General features: G+C 59.8%; 15 protein-coding genes. 7 read left to right on the top strand and 8 right to left on the bottom strand.

The window, feature by feature from the left end:
- Positions 1-382: 382 nt before the first annotated feature.
- Complete coding sequence (locus ACY8D3_RS06820; protein ID WP_462382772.1) at positions 383-775, top strand: GFA family protein; 393 nt, start codon at positions 383-385, stop codon at positions 773-775.
- A 20-nt stretch (positions 776-795) separates the two neighbouring features.
- Here the strand turns inward: ACY8D3_RS06820 and ACY8D3_RS06825 are convergent, their stop codons facing one another.
- Positions 796-1,794: a LysR family transcriptional regulator gene (locus tag ACY8D3_RS06825; RefSeq protein ID WP_462382774.1), complete on the bottom strand. Its 999-nt coding sequence runs from the start codon at positions 1,792-1,794 to the stop codon at positions 796-798.
- Between the two features lie 89 nt (positions 1,795-1,883).
- Here ACY8D3_RS06825 and ACY8D3_RS06830 point away from each other — a divergent pair, with 89 nt between their 5' ends.
- Both ACY8D3_RS06830 and ACY8D3_RS06835 read left to right on the top strand, forming a co-directional pair.
- Positions 1,884-2,534: an alanyl-tRNA editing protein gene (locus tag ACY8D3_RS06830; RefSeq protein WP_462382776.1), complete on the top strand. Its 651-nt coding sequence runs from the start codon at positions 1,884-1,886 to the stop codon at positions 2,532-2,534.
- Positions 2,535-2,622: 88 nt separating this feature from the next.
- A complete protein-coding gene (locus tag ACY8D3_RS06835; RefSeq protein WP_462382778.1) occupies positions 2,623-3,270 on the top strand; it encodes a LysE family translocator in 648 nt (215 codons plus the stop codon).
- A gap of 113 nt (positions 3,271-3,383) precedes the next feature.
- Here the strand turns inward: ACY8D3_RS06835 and ACY8D3_RS06840 are convergent, their stop codons facing one another.
- Entirely contained in the window at positions 3,384-3,839 is a 456-nt protein-coding gene (locus tag ACY8D3_RS06840) for a DUF3597 domain-containing protein (RefSeq protein ID WP_462382780.1), read from the bottom strand.
- A 244-nt stretch (positions 3,840-4,083) separates the two neighbouring features.
- Here ACY8D3_RS06840 and ACY8D3_RS06845 point away from each other — a divergent pair, with 244 nt between their 5' ends.
- Together ACY8D3_RS06845 and ACY8D3_RS06850 are read left to right on the top strand one after the other, a co-directional pair.
- Positions 4,084-4,560, top strand: coding sequence for a nuclear transport factor 2 family protein (locus tag ACY8D3_RS06845; protein WP_462382782.1), 477 nt, complete (start codon positions 4,084-4,086; stop codon positions 4,558-4,560).
- 99 nt (positions 4,561-4,659) lie between these two features.
- The gene (locus ACY8D3_RS06850) at positions 4,660-5,397 is read left to right on the top strand and encodes an SDR family oxidoreductase (protein WP_462382784.1); all 738 of its coding nucleotides are present in this window, start codon (positions 4,660-4,662) and stop codon (positions 5,395-5,397) included.
- A gap of 112 nt (positions 5,398-5,509) precedes the next feature.
- Here ACY8D3_RS06850 and ACY8D3_RS06855 read toward each other — a convergent pair whose 3' ends face one another.
- Positions 5,510-6,646, bottom strand: coding sequence for an aldo/keto reductase (locus ACY8D3_RS06855; RefSeq protein ID WP_462382786.1), 1,137 nt, complete (start codon positions 6,644-6,646; stop codon positions 5,510-5,512).
- Between the two features lie 285 nt (positions 6,647-6,931).
- Here ACY8D3_RS06855 and ACY8D3_RS06860 point away from each other — a divergent pair, with 285 nt between their 5' ends.
- Positions 6,932-7,717, top strand: a complete 786-nt coding sequence (locus ACY8D3_RS06860) for a sulfite exporter TauE/SafE family protein (protein ID WP_462382788.1) — start codon at positions 6,932-6,934, stop codon at positions 7,715-7,717.
- Positions 7,718-7,733: 16 nt separating this feature from the next.
- Here ACY8D3_RS06860 and ACY8D3_RS06865 read toward each other — a convergent pair whose 3' ends face one another.
- From ACY8D3_RS06865 to ACY8D3_RS06875, 3 genes are all read right to left on the bottom strand, one after another.
- Positions 7,734-9,173: a SulP family inorganic anion transporter gene (locus tag ACY8D3_RS06865; RefSeq protein WP_462382790.1), complete on the bottom strand. Its 1,440-nt coding sequence runs from the start codon at positions 9,171-9,173 to the stop codon at positions 7,734-7,736.
- A gap of 287 nt (positions 9,174-9,460) precedes the next feature.
- Positions 9,461-10,600 (bottom strand): lactonase family protein, encoded by a 1,140-nt coding sequence (locus ACY8D3_RS06870; protein WP_462382792.1) that lies wholly within the window; start codon positions 10,598-10,600, stop codon positions 9,461-9,463.
- Positions 10,601-10,645: 45 nt separating this feature from the next.
- Entirely contained in the window at positions 10,646-11,560 is a 915-nt protein-coding gene (locus ACY8D3_RS06875) for a ketopantoate reductase family protein (protein WP_462382794.1), read from the bottom strand.
- A gap of 125 nt (positions 11,561-11,685) precedes the next feature.
- On the opposite strand from ACY8D3_RS06875, the gene ACY8D3_RS06880 reads away from it, so the two are divergent.
- Positions 11,686-12,321 (top strand): HAD hydrolase-like protein, encoded by a 636-nt coding sequence (locus ACY8D3_RS06880; protein WP_462382796.1) that lies wholly within the window; start codon positions 11,686-11,688, stop codon positions 12,319-12,321.
- Here ACY8D3_RS06880 and ACY8D3_RS06885 read toward each other — a convergent pair.
- Positions 12,318-14,267, bottom strand: coding sequence for a cellulase family glycosylhydrolase (locus tag ACY8D3_RS06885; protein WP_462382798.1), 1,950 nt, complete (start codon positions 14,265-14,267; stop codon positions 12,318-12,320). The genes ACY8D3_RS06880 and ACY8D3_RS06885 overlap by 4 nt on opposite strands.
- Before the next feature lie 247 nt (positions 14,268-14,514).
- Positions 14,515-14,871 carry a CopM family metallochaperone gene (copM, locus tag ACY8D3_RS06890; protein WP_462382800.1) on the bottom strand — a complete coding sequence of 119 codons (357 nt, stop codon included), beginning with the start codon at positions 14,869-14,871 and terminating at the stop codon, positions 14,515-14,517.
- Positions 14,872-15,156: the final 285 nt, after the last annotated feature.

A 15,156-nucleotide genomic window follows, 5' to 3' on the forward strand; every position in this document is an offset into this window, starting at 1 on the left:
GCCCGTTGGCCGTATAGAAGGCGGCCGGTACGGATCGTTCTGTAAGTCCGCGAAAAACATCGATACGTCGGGCGGCCCAGCCTATACGAAGCGCCTAGTTTATCTGTAACGGAAGCATGCACCGTATAGGTTGCTGACGTGCTGGGCGGCGAAAATACAACAGCTTTTCGCTACAGGCTGTGCCCGAGCGACAAGTGGAAGGCGGTTTGTCGCATAGTGAAGGTACGCGGACCGCTTCCCTATTAGACCGTTGCTCGGCACCGCTGCGCCAGGCTCGACGTTCTGAATCTATGGCACTTATCAGTGGATCAGGAGCGGTGGTAAACGTGCTGTCATGTTGGCGGCGCGAAGTGCCAGTCGAATCTATTACGAGGTGACTGATATGACGATCAGCGGTGGATGCTTTTGCGGAAAGGTTCGTATCGAGGCGCACGGCGACCCATTACGGGTGGGGATCTGCCACTGTCTCGACTGCCGGAAGCATCACGGCGCGGTGTTCTATGCGGCCGCGATTTATCGGCAGTACGACGTTCATGTCACGGGCGACACGGCCAGTTATGCAGGACGCCACTTCTGCGAAACGTGCGGCTCGTCCGTATTCGCGTGTTCCGCCGACGAGGTCGAAGTCTACCTGGGGTGTCTGGATGAGCCCGGACGCCTGACCCCTCAGTACGAATGCTGGACTGCTCGGCGAGAGCCATGGCTGCCCCCTGTCGACGGAACGCGGTGTTACCTGCATGGCCGTGTCGGCCGGCGAGAGATATCGGATGATTGATTACAGGTAGGCGCACGCGCTCACCAGTCTCCGCCTGCTTCAGGGCACTCGTACATGTCAGGGGAACGTACAGCCGGCTCGCTATCGACTTTCGCCCCCAGCGTTGCCTCCTGTCCAAGGCGGTCTGCCAGGAAATCAATGAATACCTTCAGCTTTGGCTGCAAATGCCGCGTCGCCGGATAGAGCAACCATGCGCCACCACTATACTGGTTCTGGAACGTCCACTCCGGTAGCACCTGAACGATCAGGCCTTTGCGGAGCGCATGGCGCGCTGTGAAGTAGGGAAGGCTGCCAATCCCCAGATGCTGTAGCACAGCGTCGAGACGCGCTCCAGTGTGGTTGGCAGCATAGCGGCCACGGACGTTCACGCTCACGGTCTTCCCGTTCTGCTGGAAACGCCAGCGTGCGTCCGTTGGGCTCCCGCTTAGGCAGATGCAGCAGTGCTTCGAGAGATCGCGCGGATGCGTCGGCATTCCATGCTCGGCGAGATAACGCGGCGTTGCGGCGATCAGGTGGTCGATCCGGGTAAGCTGGCGACCCTTCAGTCCGGCAGGCGGAGCATCCGTGATCCGTATCGCAAGGTCGATGTTGCCATCGACAAGGTCGACATACCGATCGCTCAGGTTCATGTGCACATCGACGTTTGGGTAGCGGCAGAGAAAATCCGGCAGGTGAGGGTGGACGAGAAAACGGCCGACTGCCTTTGGCACACTCAAGCGAATGATGCCTTCGGGCGTCTGGCTGAAATTTCCGCTGTACTCCAGCACGGCACGTCCCGCGCTGACCATGTCCACGCAGCGTCGATAGATATCTTCACCACGTTCGCTCAGCCGCAATTTGCGCGTGGTGCGGATCAGCAGCCGCGTCGACAATGCCTTCTCCAGTCGTGCGACGCTTCGGCTGGTAGAGGACGGCGTCGTACCCAACTGGCGCGCCGCTTCGGAAAAACTTCCGGTTTCAACGACCCTGACGAAAACGGCCATTTCGCTCAAGAGGGTGGTCAGTGTATTTATGCTCACGGCGCAAAGGTTCTTTGGATCGATACGGGATTATCACACCATCCGACTTTTCCTAATATGTCCGACGTCCATACCAGCCAGACCCAAACATGACCCAACGCCTTTACCACACCAGCCAATCCCTGACCGCAGAGGTGGACGTCATCGCCTGTACGCCTTCCGGCGACCGCTTCGAGGTCGAATCGGCACAAACCCCGTTCCATCCGCAAGGTGGTGGTCAGCCCAGCGACACCGGTTGGCTTGGCAGGGTTGAGGTACTGGCCGTACGCGTAACCGACGGCCGTGTGCTGCATATCACCAGCGAACCGGTACCGCTTGGGCGAGCCGAAGCCAAGGTAAACGCGGCGACGCGCCATCTGCACGCTCACCTTCATTCTGCAGGCCACCTGATAGGACTGATCGGCGAGCGGTTCGGCTGGCAGCCCGTCAAAGCGCACCACTGGCCGGGAGAGAGCCGCGTCGAATTCGTGCCTGGCGAAGAGGTCCGTGTATTGGATGCCGATCAGCTGCGCGCCGAATTTGAAGCGCTACGCGAAGATGAACTCCCAGTGCGAATGACATTGGACGAGGACGGGCGCCGGCAGATCGGCTTTGGCGCATTCGCCGCCTACGGGTGCGGTGGAACACACGTGGATTCGACGGGCGATCTGCGCGGCCTGGGCGCGCTTACAGTCAGGCAAAAGAAGGGTCGGCTCATCGTCCAATATGACGTAGTGCTTCCCCCGAGCTCGGATGCCTGACGCCGGCGACGGATAGCTTCAACTATCCAGTTGCATGCCCAGAGGGCAGGTAATGCCTCGTTTGTGCTTCTTTCTGGCTGAATAGCGCATGTCGCCGTACCTTGCAGAATTCCTTAGCCTTGCCCTGATTCACTTTCTGGCCGTCGTTGCGCCGGGGCCCGACTTCGCTGTCACGATACGCCAGAGTGTGCGTTATGGCCGCGCGGTGGGCTTGTATACCGCTATCGGAATCGGTGCCGGCATATCGGTCCACGTGCTCTATACCCTGATGGGCATCGGTGCGCTGATGCATACGCTGCCTTGGCTGTTGGGTATCGCGAAGGTGGTAGGTGGCACCTATATCCTTTATCTGGCTGTGATGTTGTTAAGAAGCAAGCCCGCGACAGATCGCCGCGGGGCGGTTGCTGGGCCTCAACACGACACGCAGGGTGCATCCACCGCGTTTCGGATTGGCTTTTTAACAAATGCGACTAACCCTAAGGCAACGCTATTCTTCTTGGCCATGTTCACGACCGTGGTGAGTGGGCGGACGCCCCTCCAGATCCAGGCGCTCTATGGCGTATGGATGTGTGCGGTGAACGCTGCATGGTTCATGCTCGTGAGCGCGCTCTTTTCCAGCGGGCATGTTCGCCAGACGTTCTTGAGAATGGGGCACTGGTTCGAACGGATCATGGGTGCCGTACTTGTTTTCTTCGCGCTGCGATTGTTGTTTTCGATTCTGCCGAGATTCACCTGACAGGATTTTGTCCAGAGCCCTTGGATATGCGGGCAAAGTCATGCGTGATCGCAGGTATAAAAAAGCCCCGAGCTATGCCACGGGGCTTTTGGCGCAACTCTTGATTCAAGCGTTTACATCAGCTCCGCAGGCACTCGGCCGCCGTTCTCGGCAAGCTTCTTGAGCACGGCCTTGTGAAGCCACATGTTCATCGAGGCTGAGTCTTGCATAGTGTCAGCGGGGCAGCCCAGTTCACGCGCCATTTCCTGGCGCTCGCCCAGACTGCTGTCGAGGCCGAGCAGTTTAAGCAGGTCGACGATCGATGTCCGCCAGTTCAGCGTCTCGCCGTGGTTGGCTGCAAGGCCGTCGAGCTTGGCGGCGACATCCACTTCACTGATGGTCGCGTTGCCTGTTGTCGCGGCAGCCGGCGGTGTAGTTGAGGTATCAGTTGGGGAGGGCGTAGTGCTGGAGGCCGGCACGCCTTCACCTGCCGCACGGCCGAGTGCGGAGCCTGCATTGCTGGTAGGTGTCGTGTCGGTCTGTTCCGGGTTGATGCCAAGCTTGGACAGAATTTTGCCAAATAGACTCATGTTGCCTCCTGATCTGCAGCGAATAGGCCAAAGGGGTTATATATCCTGACCGCAGCGGCACGGGCGAAGTTGCTGGGTCTTCACGCCTTGGCGAATTCGCTTACCAACGGTATGACCGTCTTCCCGGAAACAGGCAAGGATCTAGAAGTCCCAGGCAACCGGCCATCTCGCGATCTCTCTTACCATCGAAGCCGAGCAGCATAGGCATTCGCTCATTTCGTCCAACCGACATGAGGGCTCGATCATGATTGCTCTATCCCGATTCAACCTGGTGCTGGCAGGGCTGCTCTCGCTGATGGCAACCCTGGTCGTAGGACGCGAAGGCGATGTATCCGCGCGGAACGCGGCCGCAGTGGAGAACGCCTTCCATCAGTGGAAAAAGGGAAACGGGACCGTGTTCGATCTGCTTGCCGGTGGTGCACAGTGGACAGTGACGGGTACGAGCCCGGACGCCGGTGTCTACACGTCGCGGGAAGACCTGATCGAACGCGCCGTCACGCCCATCACAGCGAAGTTGGCAACGCCCATCGAGCCGACGGTGCGGCACATCGTCGCCCAGGGTGATCAAGTGGTGGTCTTGTGGGACGGCCGGGCGCGCGCGCATGACGGCAGCGATTACATCAACAACTATGCCTGGTACCTGGCGTTCGACGAGCAGGGCCGGATCCGTGAGGTCATCGCTTACCTTGATACCTGGCGGCTGGATCAGTTGATGCGCTGACCAAACCTATGCCCGCATCTCCGCATGGCCGTGACGACCGCGTGCGTCGGATACGCGACCTGCACTGGTCAAAAGAAACTTGAACCACGAGGCGCGATAATGCAGACAGACACCAAGGTGGCACTCGTTACGGGCGCTTCACGAGGAATTGGTCGGGCCATTGCTCAGCGGTTGGCGCGAGACGGATTTGCCATTGCGCTGAACTACGCGGGCAATCATGAAGCTGCCCGGCAAGCTGTTGACGAAATCGAAGCGGCGGGCGGCAAGGCCACGGCTATTCAGGCCGACGTGGCCAACGCTGAGGAGGTAGGTCGGCTGTTCGATCAGACCACGCGTCTATACGGTCAGCTGGATGTCGTCGTCCATAATGCAGGGATAATGGCGACGGGGCCCATCGCCGAAGAAAGCGTGGACATGTTCGATCGGACTATTGCCACCAATCTTCGCGGTGCCTTCCTGGTATTGGGCAAGGCTGCGAGTGGAATCCAGGGCGGCGGTCGCATCATCGCCTTGTCATCGAGCGTACTCGGCAAGTCGTTTCCCGGCTACGGTCCTTATATCGCCAGCAAGGCGGGCGTGGAGGGGCTGGTCCGCGTCCTTGCCAACGAGCTAAAGGGCCGGAATATCACCGTCAATGCTGTCGCACCGGGCCCCACCGAAACGGAGCTCTTCCTCGATGGCAAGAGCGACGAGTTGGTTATTCAGTTCGCCAACATGGCGCCGCTTCAACGTCTCGGGCAGCCCACCGAAATTGCGTCTGTGGTGGCCTTTCTTGCGGGCCCGGACGGTGGCTGGGTTAATGGTCAGGTGCTCCGTGCGAACGGCGGTATGGTTTGATCCCTGGGATATCCTGCGAGGAACAGCACCGCTGCAATGAGCACCGTGTGGATGTCACGCCTGCCTTTTTTTGGCTCGGCTGGCGCGACAACTGCTGCGGTAAAAAGGTGCTTCAGCCCGGTATTGGCGCATCCGGATGGATCAAGCCAGTTTCCTTAGCTTCCTTCCAGAATTCGGAAGGCACGGTTTCGGACATCGATGCGACATTCTGGCGTATCTGCTCCTCCGTGCTGCCGCCGGGGATAATTGCCGAAACGACATCAGGTGCATTGCAAAAATGCAGGGCAGCCGTGCGAAGGTCAGTCCCATGCTTCTTGGCGAGCGCCTGTGCCTGGCTGCGCTTCTCGGCCATGCCCTCCGGTATCTCCTTCGAGTAATTGAAGTACTCGTTGCCTGCCAGGTAGCCGGAATTCAGTGGTGCCCCAATGACCAGGGAAACGTCGCGTTCACGGCACACGGGGAAGAGCCGCTCGACGGCGTCGGCATGCTGGATCAGAGAGTACTGACAGGCTTGGAGGATGATGTCGGGATCGGAGGCTTCGATCGCGCCCAGGCTGGGTTCCAGTGTGTTGACGCCCATACCCCATCCTTTGATCAGGCCTTCTTCACGCATCTTCACGAGCTCAGGCATTGCCCCTTTCTGGGCCTGCTCGAAGCGTTCCTTCCAGCCATCGCCCAGGTCTTCATTGTCCGGGGACAGGTCGTGGATGAAGACAATATCCAGGCTCGGCACGCCCATCCGTTGAAGGCTGTCCTCGACTGAGCGGCGGGTGGCGGACGCGCTGTAGTCGTAGGTGTAGTTGAAGTTGTTCACGCCCTGCCAGTTGTCATTGGAGAAGCCAGGCTCGGCGTGCAGCAGGCGACCCGACTTGGACGACAACTCATAATCGTCCCGCGCATGGTCGGAAAGCAGAAAACCCGTCCGGTGCTCGCTCAAACCCAGACCGTACCAGGGTGAAGTGTCGTAGTAGCGGATGCCAGCATTCCATGCGGCCTGCAGCAACTCGAGTGCCTGCCGGTTAGTCATCTCGCGACGCATGTCGCCCAACGCCACTGCGCATCCGTAGCCATAACGGTGTTTGGGACGGTAACGCTTGTGCTTGCCGTCGTTCATCGGTAGCGCGCTGCCAGCCTTGCCATTGCCAGCTGTACCACCGGCATTCGCCGCAGCCGCCTGTGCCAGCAATGGGCCCCCCATGATGCCGGCTGCACCCACCGCCGATGCCGCTATGAAGTGTCGTCGTTGCATGCGCGTTGTCTCCTTGAAATTGCCGATGTAGAGCGTGGACTACCATGGCCCAACATGAGTTTCGAAGGATTGCCCGACGGGCAACGACCGGAGCCTAGTCCACCAACGTACTGCTTTTTCGCGCCGAAGCGGCGGGAGCGAGACTGCAATTCGACGCGGGGTGTACCGTTCGCATACGGACGTTTCTTGTCTTGCGGTTATAACAAAATGCTTTTTTAATATATTTCGCGTGTCTGCAAAGCCGCTATGCTCCCGCCCGTTTTTCGTTTGCGTATTGAGTGTGCGATGGAAGTTGGAGTAGCGGGTTTTATCATCGCCGGACTGGTGGTCGGCTTTATCGTGGGCATGACAGGGGTAGGTGGCGGGTCGCTGATGACCCCGATCCTGCTCTGGTTCGGAATCAACCCAGCCGCTGCGGTGGGCACTGACCTGCTCTATGCGGCCGTCACTAAAGCTGGTGGCGTATGGGTCCACCACCGCAACCGCAACATCGACTGGTCCATCACCGGCTGGCTGGCGCTGGGAAGCGTGCCCGCCGCGGCACTGACGCTGCTTTTTCTGAAAAGCCTCGACTCAAGCCCGGACGCACTGAACGCCATCATCAAGCATGCGCTGGGAGTGGTGCTGGTGCTGACCGCACTGGCGATATTCTTCAAGAAGCGGCTGCTGGCATTCGCAGGCAAGCAGGCGGGAGAGGGCTACAACATCCAGCCACGGACCTTGACCATTTTGACGGTGGTCACGGGTATCGTGCTTGGCGTCATGGTGACGTTGACCTCGATCGGCGCGGGCGCACTCGGGACCGTCGCGCTGTTCGTCCTCTATCCGCTGCTGGTGACGCGCCGATTGGTCGGCACCGAGATCGCGCATGCCGTTCCGCTCACCCTGATCGCCGGCCTGGGCCATGCCAGCATGGGCAACATGGATTGGTCCATCCTGGCCTATCTATTGATTGGTTCGTTGCCGGGCATCTATGTAGGCAGTCATCTTTCAGGCCGCATTTCTGATGACATCCTGCGGCCTTGCCTGGCGGTCATGCTGCTGGCGATCGGTTACAAGCTGGTACTGTGACACTGCAGCGCGTCGGTCAGGGCTTGACCTCGGCGCGCCGAAGCAGCCGCTTGCAGCGATCCGACAGATGAACGACCCGCAGGTGTTTTCCAGCTTTGCTGTAGCGCTCGCGTAGCGTCATTAACGCGGCGATGGCGGAATAATCAATGAAGCTTAGATGGCTGCAGTCGAGGGTCACCGTCTCAGGGTCCGTGGCGGGCGCGAAGCCTTCGAGAAAGCGTGTCGTCGACGCGAAGAACAGCGTCCCTCGCGGTCGGTAGAACTTGCCTTCCGGCTCGTCGCGCGTTTCGATGTACAGATCGCGCGCATGCTGCCAGGCGAAGTTCAACGCTGCGATGACGATGCCGCAAAGGACCGCCGTCGCAAGGTCGGTGAGTACGGTGATGATAGTGACCGCAACGATCATCAGCACATCGTTGACCGGCACCTTGCTGATGACCCGCAGCGATGCCCAGGCAAACGTCTGGTGTGCGACCACGAACATCACGCCCACCAGTGCTGCGAGCGGGATGCGTTCGATGAGCGGGGAAAGGAACAGCACGAACAGCAGAATCATGACGCCGCTAACGGCGCCGGATATACGTGTACGTCCGCCCGAGCTGAGGTTGATCATTGTCTGGCCGATCATGGCACAGCCGCCCATTCCTCCAAACAATCCCGATGTGACATTAGCGACACCGAGCGCAATGCACTCGCGGTTCGCATGGCCACGCGTTTCCGTGATTTCGTCGGTGAGGTTCAGCGTCAGCAGCGTCTCCAAAAGGCCCACCATCGCCATCAGGGCCGCGTAGGGCAGGATGATGCGTAGCGTCTCGACGCTCCAGGGAATATCAGGGAAGAGTAAGGTTGGTAGGCCGGCGGCGATATGCGCCATGTCGCCCAGCGTGCGGGTAGGCAGGTCCAGGGCTGCAGTGAGCAAACCTACGCTGACGATCGCGACCAGCGCCGGCGGTACTGCCCGTGTGACGCGTGGCAGTACGTAGACGATCGCCATGGTCAGCAGCACCAGCCCGACCATGATCCAGAGCGGTTTGCCGGAAAGCCATTGGTCGCCGTCGTGAAAATGCTCCAGTTGCGCCATGGCGATGACGATGGCAAGACCGTTGACGAAGCCGAGCATCACCGGGTACGGCACCATGCGTACGAGCTTACCGAGCCTCAGCAGTCCGAACAGGATCATCAACGCACCGCCCAGCAGGACAGTAGCGAGGAAGTACTCGACGCCGTGCTGCACGACGAGGGCAACGATGACGACCGCCATGGATCCGGCCGCACCCGAGATCATGCCCGGACGCCCGCCAAATAGCGCTGTGATGGTGCAGATGAAGAACGCACCGTAGAGCCCCATCAGCGGGTTGAGATGAGCGACGAGGGCGAAGGCGATGCACTCCGGCACGAGCGCGAACGATGAGGTCAGTCCGGCCAGTACGTCGGCGCGAATACGAGCGACTTTCATTGAAATCCTGTGGCAATAGCATTCGTCACCCTGGCGCGGTGGCGACCGCAGGGTGTCGGTAATGTCGTGTGGGAAGCGGGAGATACTAAGTAATAGAGGACGCTAATGCCAGCCCGAGCGGGCCGGCGGCGCGATGCGCTACCAGAAAGGTAGGGCGTCGCGCTGCGTTTGAAGGGCGCAAGGCGCATGGCAGGGCGCCATGACACGGTTTCAGTAGTCGCCTCACGTTCTGTCGCCGGCCAAGCGCACACGGCATTGCGCGGCCGGCGACATGCGATCACTTGAAGTCAGTTCACGCTGTCTTCAGCCGCTTCAGGAAGCATTTCTATCCAAAGGGCGCTTTTGCCAGCCGGCGCCTCACCTACACGCTCGATGGCACCGGATTCATCGATCCGGTAGCTGCCGATGACAGGGCTCTTCTCGCCGCTCGCGATTAGCCAACGACCTGACGGCGAAATGGCGATATTGCGAGGCTGTTTTTCCTGCAAAGGAAAGTTGTCGATAAAGGTCAACTCGCCGGTAGCCGGATTGACCCGGAAGGCCGAAACCGAACTGGTGGTGCGCTCGCTGATGTATAACAACGTGCCGTCGGGCGTGAGACGAATGTCCGCTGCCCAGATCAGTTTCGGAGCGAGATCTTCGGGGATCGGGTCTGAGCCACGGATCACACCGGGCTGCAGGTTCATCCGCGGCGGGATGCCTTCGGCGCGTGTGATTTCGTTCAGCGCACCGGTCGACGCGTCTATTGCGTATCCAATCACGGTACCCGTCAGTTCGCCGACGACGTATAGGTGCTTGCCGCCCGGCGAGATGATCAGATGGCGCGGCCCCATGCCGGTGGGTGTCGAAATGAAACCCTCGCCGATAGGAACAAGCTTGCCGGTCTCTGTATCGTGAGCGAACTGTGCAATCCGATCGGCACCGAGTACGGCGGCATAGACGTGACGATCATCGTCGCTGACTCGGATCGAGTGGGTGTTCGGGCCGGTACGGTAGACGACCGGGTCTCCCGTCGTTGGCCCTACCGGTGCCGGCTGGATACTGATCAAGCCACCGCCATAGGACGCGCCATAGAGGAACCGGCCGGAGTGTGAGGTCGAGAGATAGGACATGCGGTCAGCGAGCGGCGCTTCGCCCGAAGCCTGCAGTTGCCCGGAGCTGGCTTCGATGGCCAGGCGCAGCACGCGGTTGCCTTTCTCGGCAGGTGCGGCGGCATACAGGTACTCCCCGCCGGGCGAAAGCGTCATTGCCGCGACGCCGTTAGCCGCTGCAAACGCGTGCACGTGCGTAAGGGCACCGGAGCGCTCGTCCAGCCGGTACTGGGTCACGTTCCCGTCGCCGGGGCTTGAGATGTAGACATGGGCAGCATGAGTATGAAGGGCGAACATAGTGGTAGCGATGGCCAATGGAAGCGGGGAACGGGGCATTCTGGTTTCCTATTCGATCTCACGCAAAGAGAAACGTGCAGGCGGTCAGATGTGCTTCTGGTGAACCTGCAGTTGGACGTAGGCGGTATCCAGCAATGGGGTCGCCACGTTGGCGCGGTTCGCCCGGTCTATCAGGTCGCCTATGATCTGCTCTGCTTCGACCGGCTTTCCGGCTTGCAGGTCCCGATACATCGAGCTGGTCTGACGTGAGTTGGCATTGGTGAGCATGGTCTGGACGGTCTGTACGTAGGCATCGCTCACGGCACCGCCGTTCGCGCGGACAGCCGTGACCACCTCGCTGAGCACGCGTCCGACCAGTTCGCGCCCGCCACGCGTGTTATTGACCTCGCCGACTGTGCCGCGCCCAAGGCAATTGATGCTGCCCAGGCTGGCCAGAAGCGTCCATTTCTCCCATAGGGTCCGCACGATGTCATCGGATTTCGCGGCCCCGAACCCCGCGCCCTGCATGAAGGCGTCGAGGCGCTCGATTCGTTCGGAGGTGGCGCCATTCAATTCGCCATAGGTGATGTCATTGATCTTGCTGAACTGAACGATTCGGCCCTCCGCGTCGACAGTCGACTCGATCTTGCAGACGCAGCCCACCACCCGCTCAGCCCCGAATCGCTCACGCATCCGGTCCAAATGTTTCATCCCATTGAGTGTGGATAGCAGCATTGTGTGTTCACCCACTGCAGGTGCGATGTCATCCAGCGCTTGCTCCAGGGCATACGCCTTGACGGTCAATAGGACCGCATCGAATGGTGCGTCGATGGCGTCTTTGGTGGTTACGGATGGTTTAACGGTGGAATTCCCGTGCGGGCTGACGACCTGGATCCCGCACGTGCGCAGCGATTCGGCCCGAGCAGGGCGAACGAGGAACGTCACGTCACGGTCTGCCTGCGTTAGGCGCGCACCGAAAAAGCCGCCGGTGGCTCCCGCACCAACTACCAACATTCTCATTTGATATTCCTCGTTCTCATTGTCGTTGCGCAGGTATAGGCGTGCGGTCGAAGGTCGGTCAAGCGCTGCGTCACAGCCCGGACAGCCCTGATACCATTGGGAATGCACAGCGACGGGAGCCTGCAGTGGCCCGCTACGACCTGATCATTTTCGACTTTGATGGCACTCTGGCCGATTCCTTTCCCTGGTTCATCGGGACAGTCAATGACGTCGCACACGAGATGCGATTCACACCGTTTGATCTGACCAAAATCGACGTATTGAGACGTATGTCCTCTCGTGAGCTATTGGCGATGACAGGTTTGCGGGCGTGGCGCCTACCTGCGGTCATGCGGCGAATGCGGCAGCGAATGGGCGATTGCATAGGCGGTGTAGAGGTCTTTGACGGCGTGGCCGACTTGGTGATGCGACTGAAGGCGGGCGGGATAGCGGTCGCTGTCGTGACATCCAATAGCGAAGCCAACGTGCGCGCCGTACTGGGCCCCGCGCTAAGCGAACGGATCGACCATTTCGAGTGCGGTGCCTCGCTGTTCGGCAAGGCTCGCCAATTGGAGAAGGTAATGGCTCGTGCCGGCGCGGTGGCGGGACGATCGATCTATGTCGGTGATGAGACGCGTGACGTCGAGGCGGCCCGGCGAGCAGGCGTTCGTTTCGTCGGAGTTGGTTGGGGGTATGCGGCGGCTGAGCTGCTGGCTGCCTGGACCGGCGAGGACGTACTTGACGTCCCCGCCGATCTGCTCGGCCATGTGGACCTCGGTTAGCGGGTGGCCTGTGAAAAGGGCGTGACGCTTCGAGGGAAACCGCTAGGACCCGATTTGAGGGATCCGCCCTGCAGATAGACTGCCATATTACCGCCGATGTTGTTTACGAACCCAATCTTGGCAACCTGACCGTCCGACAGTTTTACCGACGCGCCGGTCTTGAACACGCTTAAATTGGCTGACGTTTTCGGAATCAGGAACGCATTGGCGGTACGGTGAATGCCCGCGTTCCATGTACCATCGGTCACGGCAGCGATGCCGACGTCCGCCTTGCTGGGCATAGACTTTGGAGACTTGCCGCTCGGCACAGCCGCGTTTTGGCTGTTATCGGTCGAGCCGCTGCCAGTACCGGTAGATAGGCTGCCTGGGGCCGCGGAAGGCAAGGCGCTGTCTGATGAGTGTGCAGTGGGCATTACCGGAGTGGGCGGCGGAGCCGAAACAGACACGCTCGCAGTAGCCGGACGCGCTGTAAACTGGTGGCTTGCACTTGCACTGCTCCCGCTGGGGCTACGAACGACCGGGCCGGCCATTTGTGTTTGCCCTTGCAGCGTGCCAACCGCGCGGTCAGTCGCAGTTGCGTCTGCTACGTAAACGGCTTGCATGGCAGGCCGCGCGACTATCGGTGCATTGCCAGCTGCATATTCCACGATTGCTGAGGATTTGGTTGCAGCCGTGGACATCGCGTCGCTAGTGCCTGGAACCGCCGAGGGATACGCTGCAGCTTGCGCATTAGCGTGTGCGACTGATGGTGCCGCTTCCTTCCAGGCTGGACGGGGGGAGGAGGTCGATCCGGTCGGCTGAGTATTTGAACCCGGCCCACTGTTTGACGGGTTCGTTCCAGTCACCGGTGGCTGGCTCTGAGGAGTCGAGAACGGACCAATCGCCCAGCAGCGCGTATTGTTGATGTACTTCTTCAGCGTGGGCCATTGCGGGCGATCCACACCATTGATGGGCTCTACGGCGAGGCGGTAGTTAGCCCATCCGGGACCAGCTGCCCAATAGGTCGACGGGATACAGTTGTCTCGGAGATACGCCAACATGCCGTCCATGATCGGCAACCAACGCGGCTCGTCCGCAGGCACGCCGTACTCTCCGATAAACCCTTTCTTGTTGTACTTCTTCAGCCATTCGACGAAGGGTTTGACGCGTTCGACGCCGTAATCTGCTGAGACCGTCGCAACGTCGAAGCTCTTGTATGAGCCGCCACCGTATACACCATCGAAATAGACATGTGCCTGGAAAATCAGGTTATCTGCGGGGTCCTTCAGGTTCAGCAGTGACGCGTTCCACTGCGGCCAGATGGTGGCATTCGCCCACCCGTTACCCTCGATCATGATCGGCCGGACGTTATCCATGACCCTGATCCCGTCGATGCCGTGCTGCGCGGCGATTGGCCACTGGGCCGTCGCGTCATGGGGTTCGTTCATGATGTCGTAGGCATACAACGACTTCACACCACCCCAGCGCTGGGCGATTTTGAGGTTCACGTCGCGGAAATGAGCGTAGGTAACATTGCCTGTGCCGATCACTTCGCCGCGGTACCGCATGTAGTTGTGCAGGTCGAGAATGATCTGCATATCGTATTGATCGGCAAATCGGAAGGTTTGGTCGATCAGTCCGGCATAGGTAGGGTCAAGCGGACCACCCAGCGTAGGTTGCAGCCGTTCCCAGATGATCGGGAAACGGATAAGGCGAATGCCCTTGCTTCGCCACTGCTGGAAGTAGTTTTCGGTTGGAAAGAAGTAATTGGTCCCGTTCTTTCCGGGTAGCGCGCCTGGACCGAAGCCGGCACCGGAAAGGTTCAAGCCAACAAGTTCGATACCTGCTGCCTGGGTTTTGGCAGGCGCCAAAGCGCCCAACACGCCAATGCCCACAGCAAACGCAATGCAGGCAGCGCGGGCAATCTTGGATTTGACTGTCGAAAAGGTGCTAAGCGTCAGATACATGCTCGACTCGCGCGGATCATACGAAGGGCCGATGCCGTGTTACGGCAGGGGCAATGCGTATTCGACGAGGCGGGCGTCCGAAGACCGTTCTAGAGCCGTTTCCGTCGAATCTGACCTGTTAGCGCCAGCCAAGTTAACTTCTTGAGCATTCGCTCAAGAAGTCCGACGTACGGTAGGGAACTATTTGTGTGGGCAGCCATTTAGGAAGTGCTAGGGAGCGAAGCGCCGCAGAGACGGCGCTATTGCCTCACTGGGTAGAGCGAGCCTTGAGCCAGGCGCGAAGCTGATCGACTTCCTTTTCCTGCGCCGCGATCACCGTTTCTGCGAGTGCTCTCATTTCTGGATCCTTGCCATACTCCAGCTGGATGCGAGCCATATCGATCGCCCCCTCATGGTGAGCGAGCATGCCGGCGGCGAACGCTACATCAGGATTCTCCGCCATGATGCCCTTGTGCATATCGTCATGCATGGTCTGCATTGACTCCATGTACGCTTCGCTGGCAGGGCTATTCGCCTGGGCATGCGCACCATGGTTATGCGATCCGGCCGCCATGGCGGTTGCTGACATCAGGCATGCGAACGTACCTAAAACTATCGCCTTCATGGTTAACGCCTCCATTAAGAATCGTGATATCGGACGCTAGCGGTTGCCCCAATGGGAAGGTCAACATAGCGGTCACGACGCTTGTAACCGTTTGTGAACACCCGGAGGCGTCGACGAATACGTGGCGGGGACGTTCGCGCTGAGAGAGCCGTATAGATAGGCCGGGGGGCGGATGGACCGCACGGGATGTGTTTGAAGTGTTTACGCAGCGGTAGGGCCCGCGGGAGAGAGGTGAGGGGGGCTTGCGCCCACTACCCGACGCCCTTCAGTCAGAACCACCGTACG

This window comes from Pseudomonas sp. Marseille-QA0892 (assembly GCF_054950135.1).

Coding starts and splice junctions, on each gene's coding strand:
- ACY8D3_RS06820 (WP_462382772.1), top strand. CDS start 383: ATGACGATCAGCGGTGGATGCTTTTGCGGAAAGGTTCGTATCGAGGCG.
- ACY8D3_RS06830 (WP_462382776.1), top strand. CDS start 1,884: ATGACCCAACGCCTTTACCACACCAGCCAATCCCTGACCGCAGAGGTG.
- ACY8D3_RS06835 (WP_462382778.1), top strand. CDS start 2,623: ATGTCGCCGTACCTTGCAGAATTCCTTAGCCTTGCCCTGATTCACTTT.
- ACY8D3_RS06840 (WP_462382780.1), bottom strand. CDS start 3,839: ATGAGTCTATTTGGCAAAATTCTGTCCAAGCTTGGCATCAACCCGGAA.
- ACY8D3_RS06845 (WP_462382782.1), top strand. CDS start 4,084: ATGATTGCTCTATCCCGATTCAACCTGGTGCTGGCAGGGCTGCTCTCG.
- ACY8D3_RS06850 (WP_462382784.1), top strand. CDS start 4,660: ATGCAGACAGACACCAAGGTGGCACTCGTTACGGGCGCTTCACGAGGA.
- ACY8D3_RS06855 (WP_462382786.1), bottom strand. CDS start 6,646: ATGCAACGACGACACTTCATAGCGGCATCGGCGGTGGGTGCAGCCGGC.
- ACY8D3_RS06860 (WP_462382788.1), top strand. CDS start 6,932: ATGGAAGTTGGAGTAGCGGGTTTTATCATCGCCGGACTGGTGGTCGGC.
- ACY8D3_RS06865 (WP_462382790.1), bottom strand. CDS start 9,173: ATGAAAGTCGCTCGTATTCGCGCCGACGTACTGGCCGGACTGACCTCA.
- ACY8D3_RS06870 (WP_462382792.1), bottom strand. CDS start 10,600: ATGCCCCGTTCCCCGCTTCCATTGGCCATCGCTACCACTATGTTCGCC.
- ACY8D3_RS06875 (WP_462382794.1), bottom strand. CDS start 11,560: ATGAGAATGTTGGTAGTTGGTGCGGGAGCCACCGGCGGCTTTTTCGGT.
- ACY8D3_RS06885 (WP_462382798.1), bottom strand. CDS start 14,267: ATGTATCTGACGCTTAGCACCTTTTCGACAGTCAAATCCAAGATTGCC.
- copM (WP_462382800.1), bottom strand. CDS start 14,871: ATGAAGGCGATAGTTTTAGGTACGTTCGCATGCCTGATGTCAGCAACC.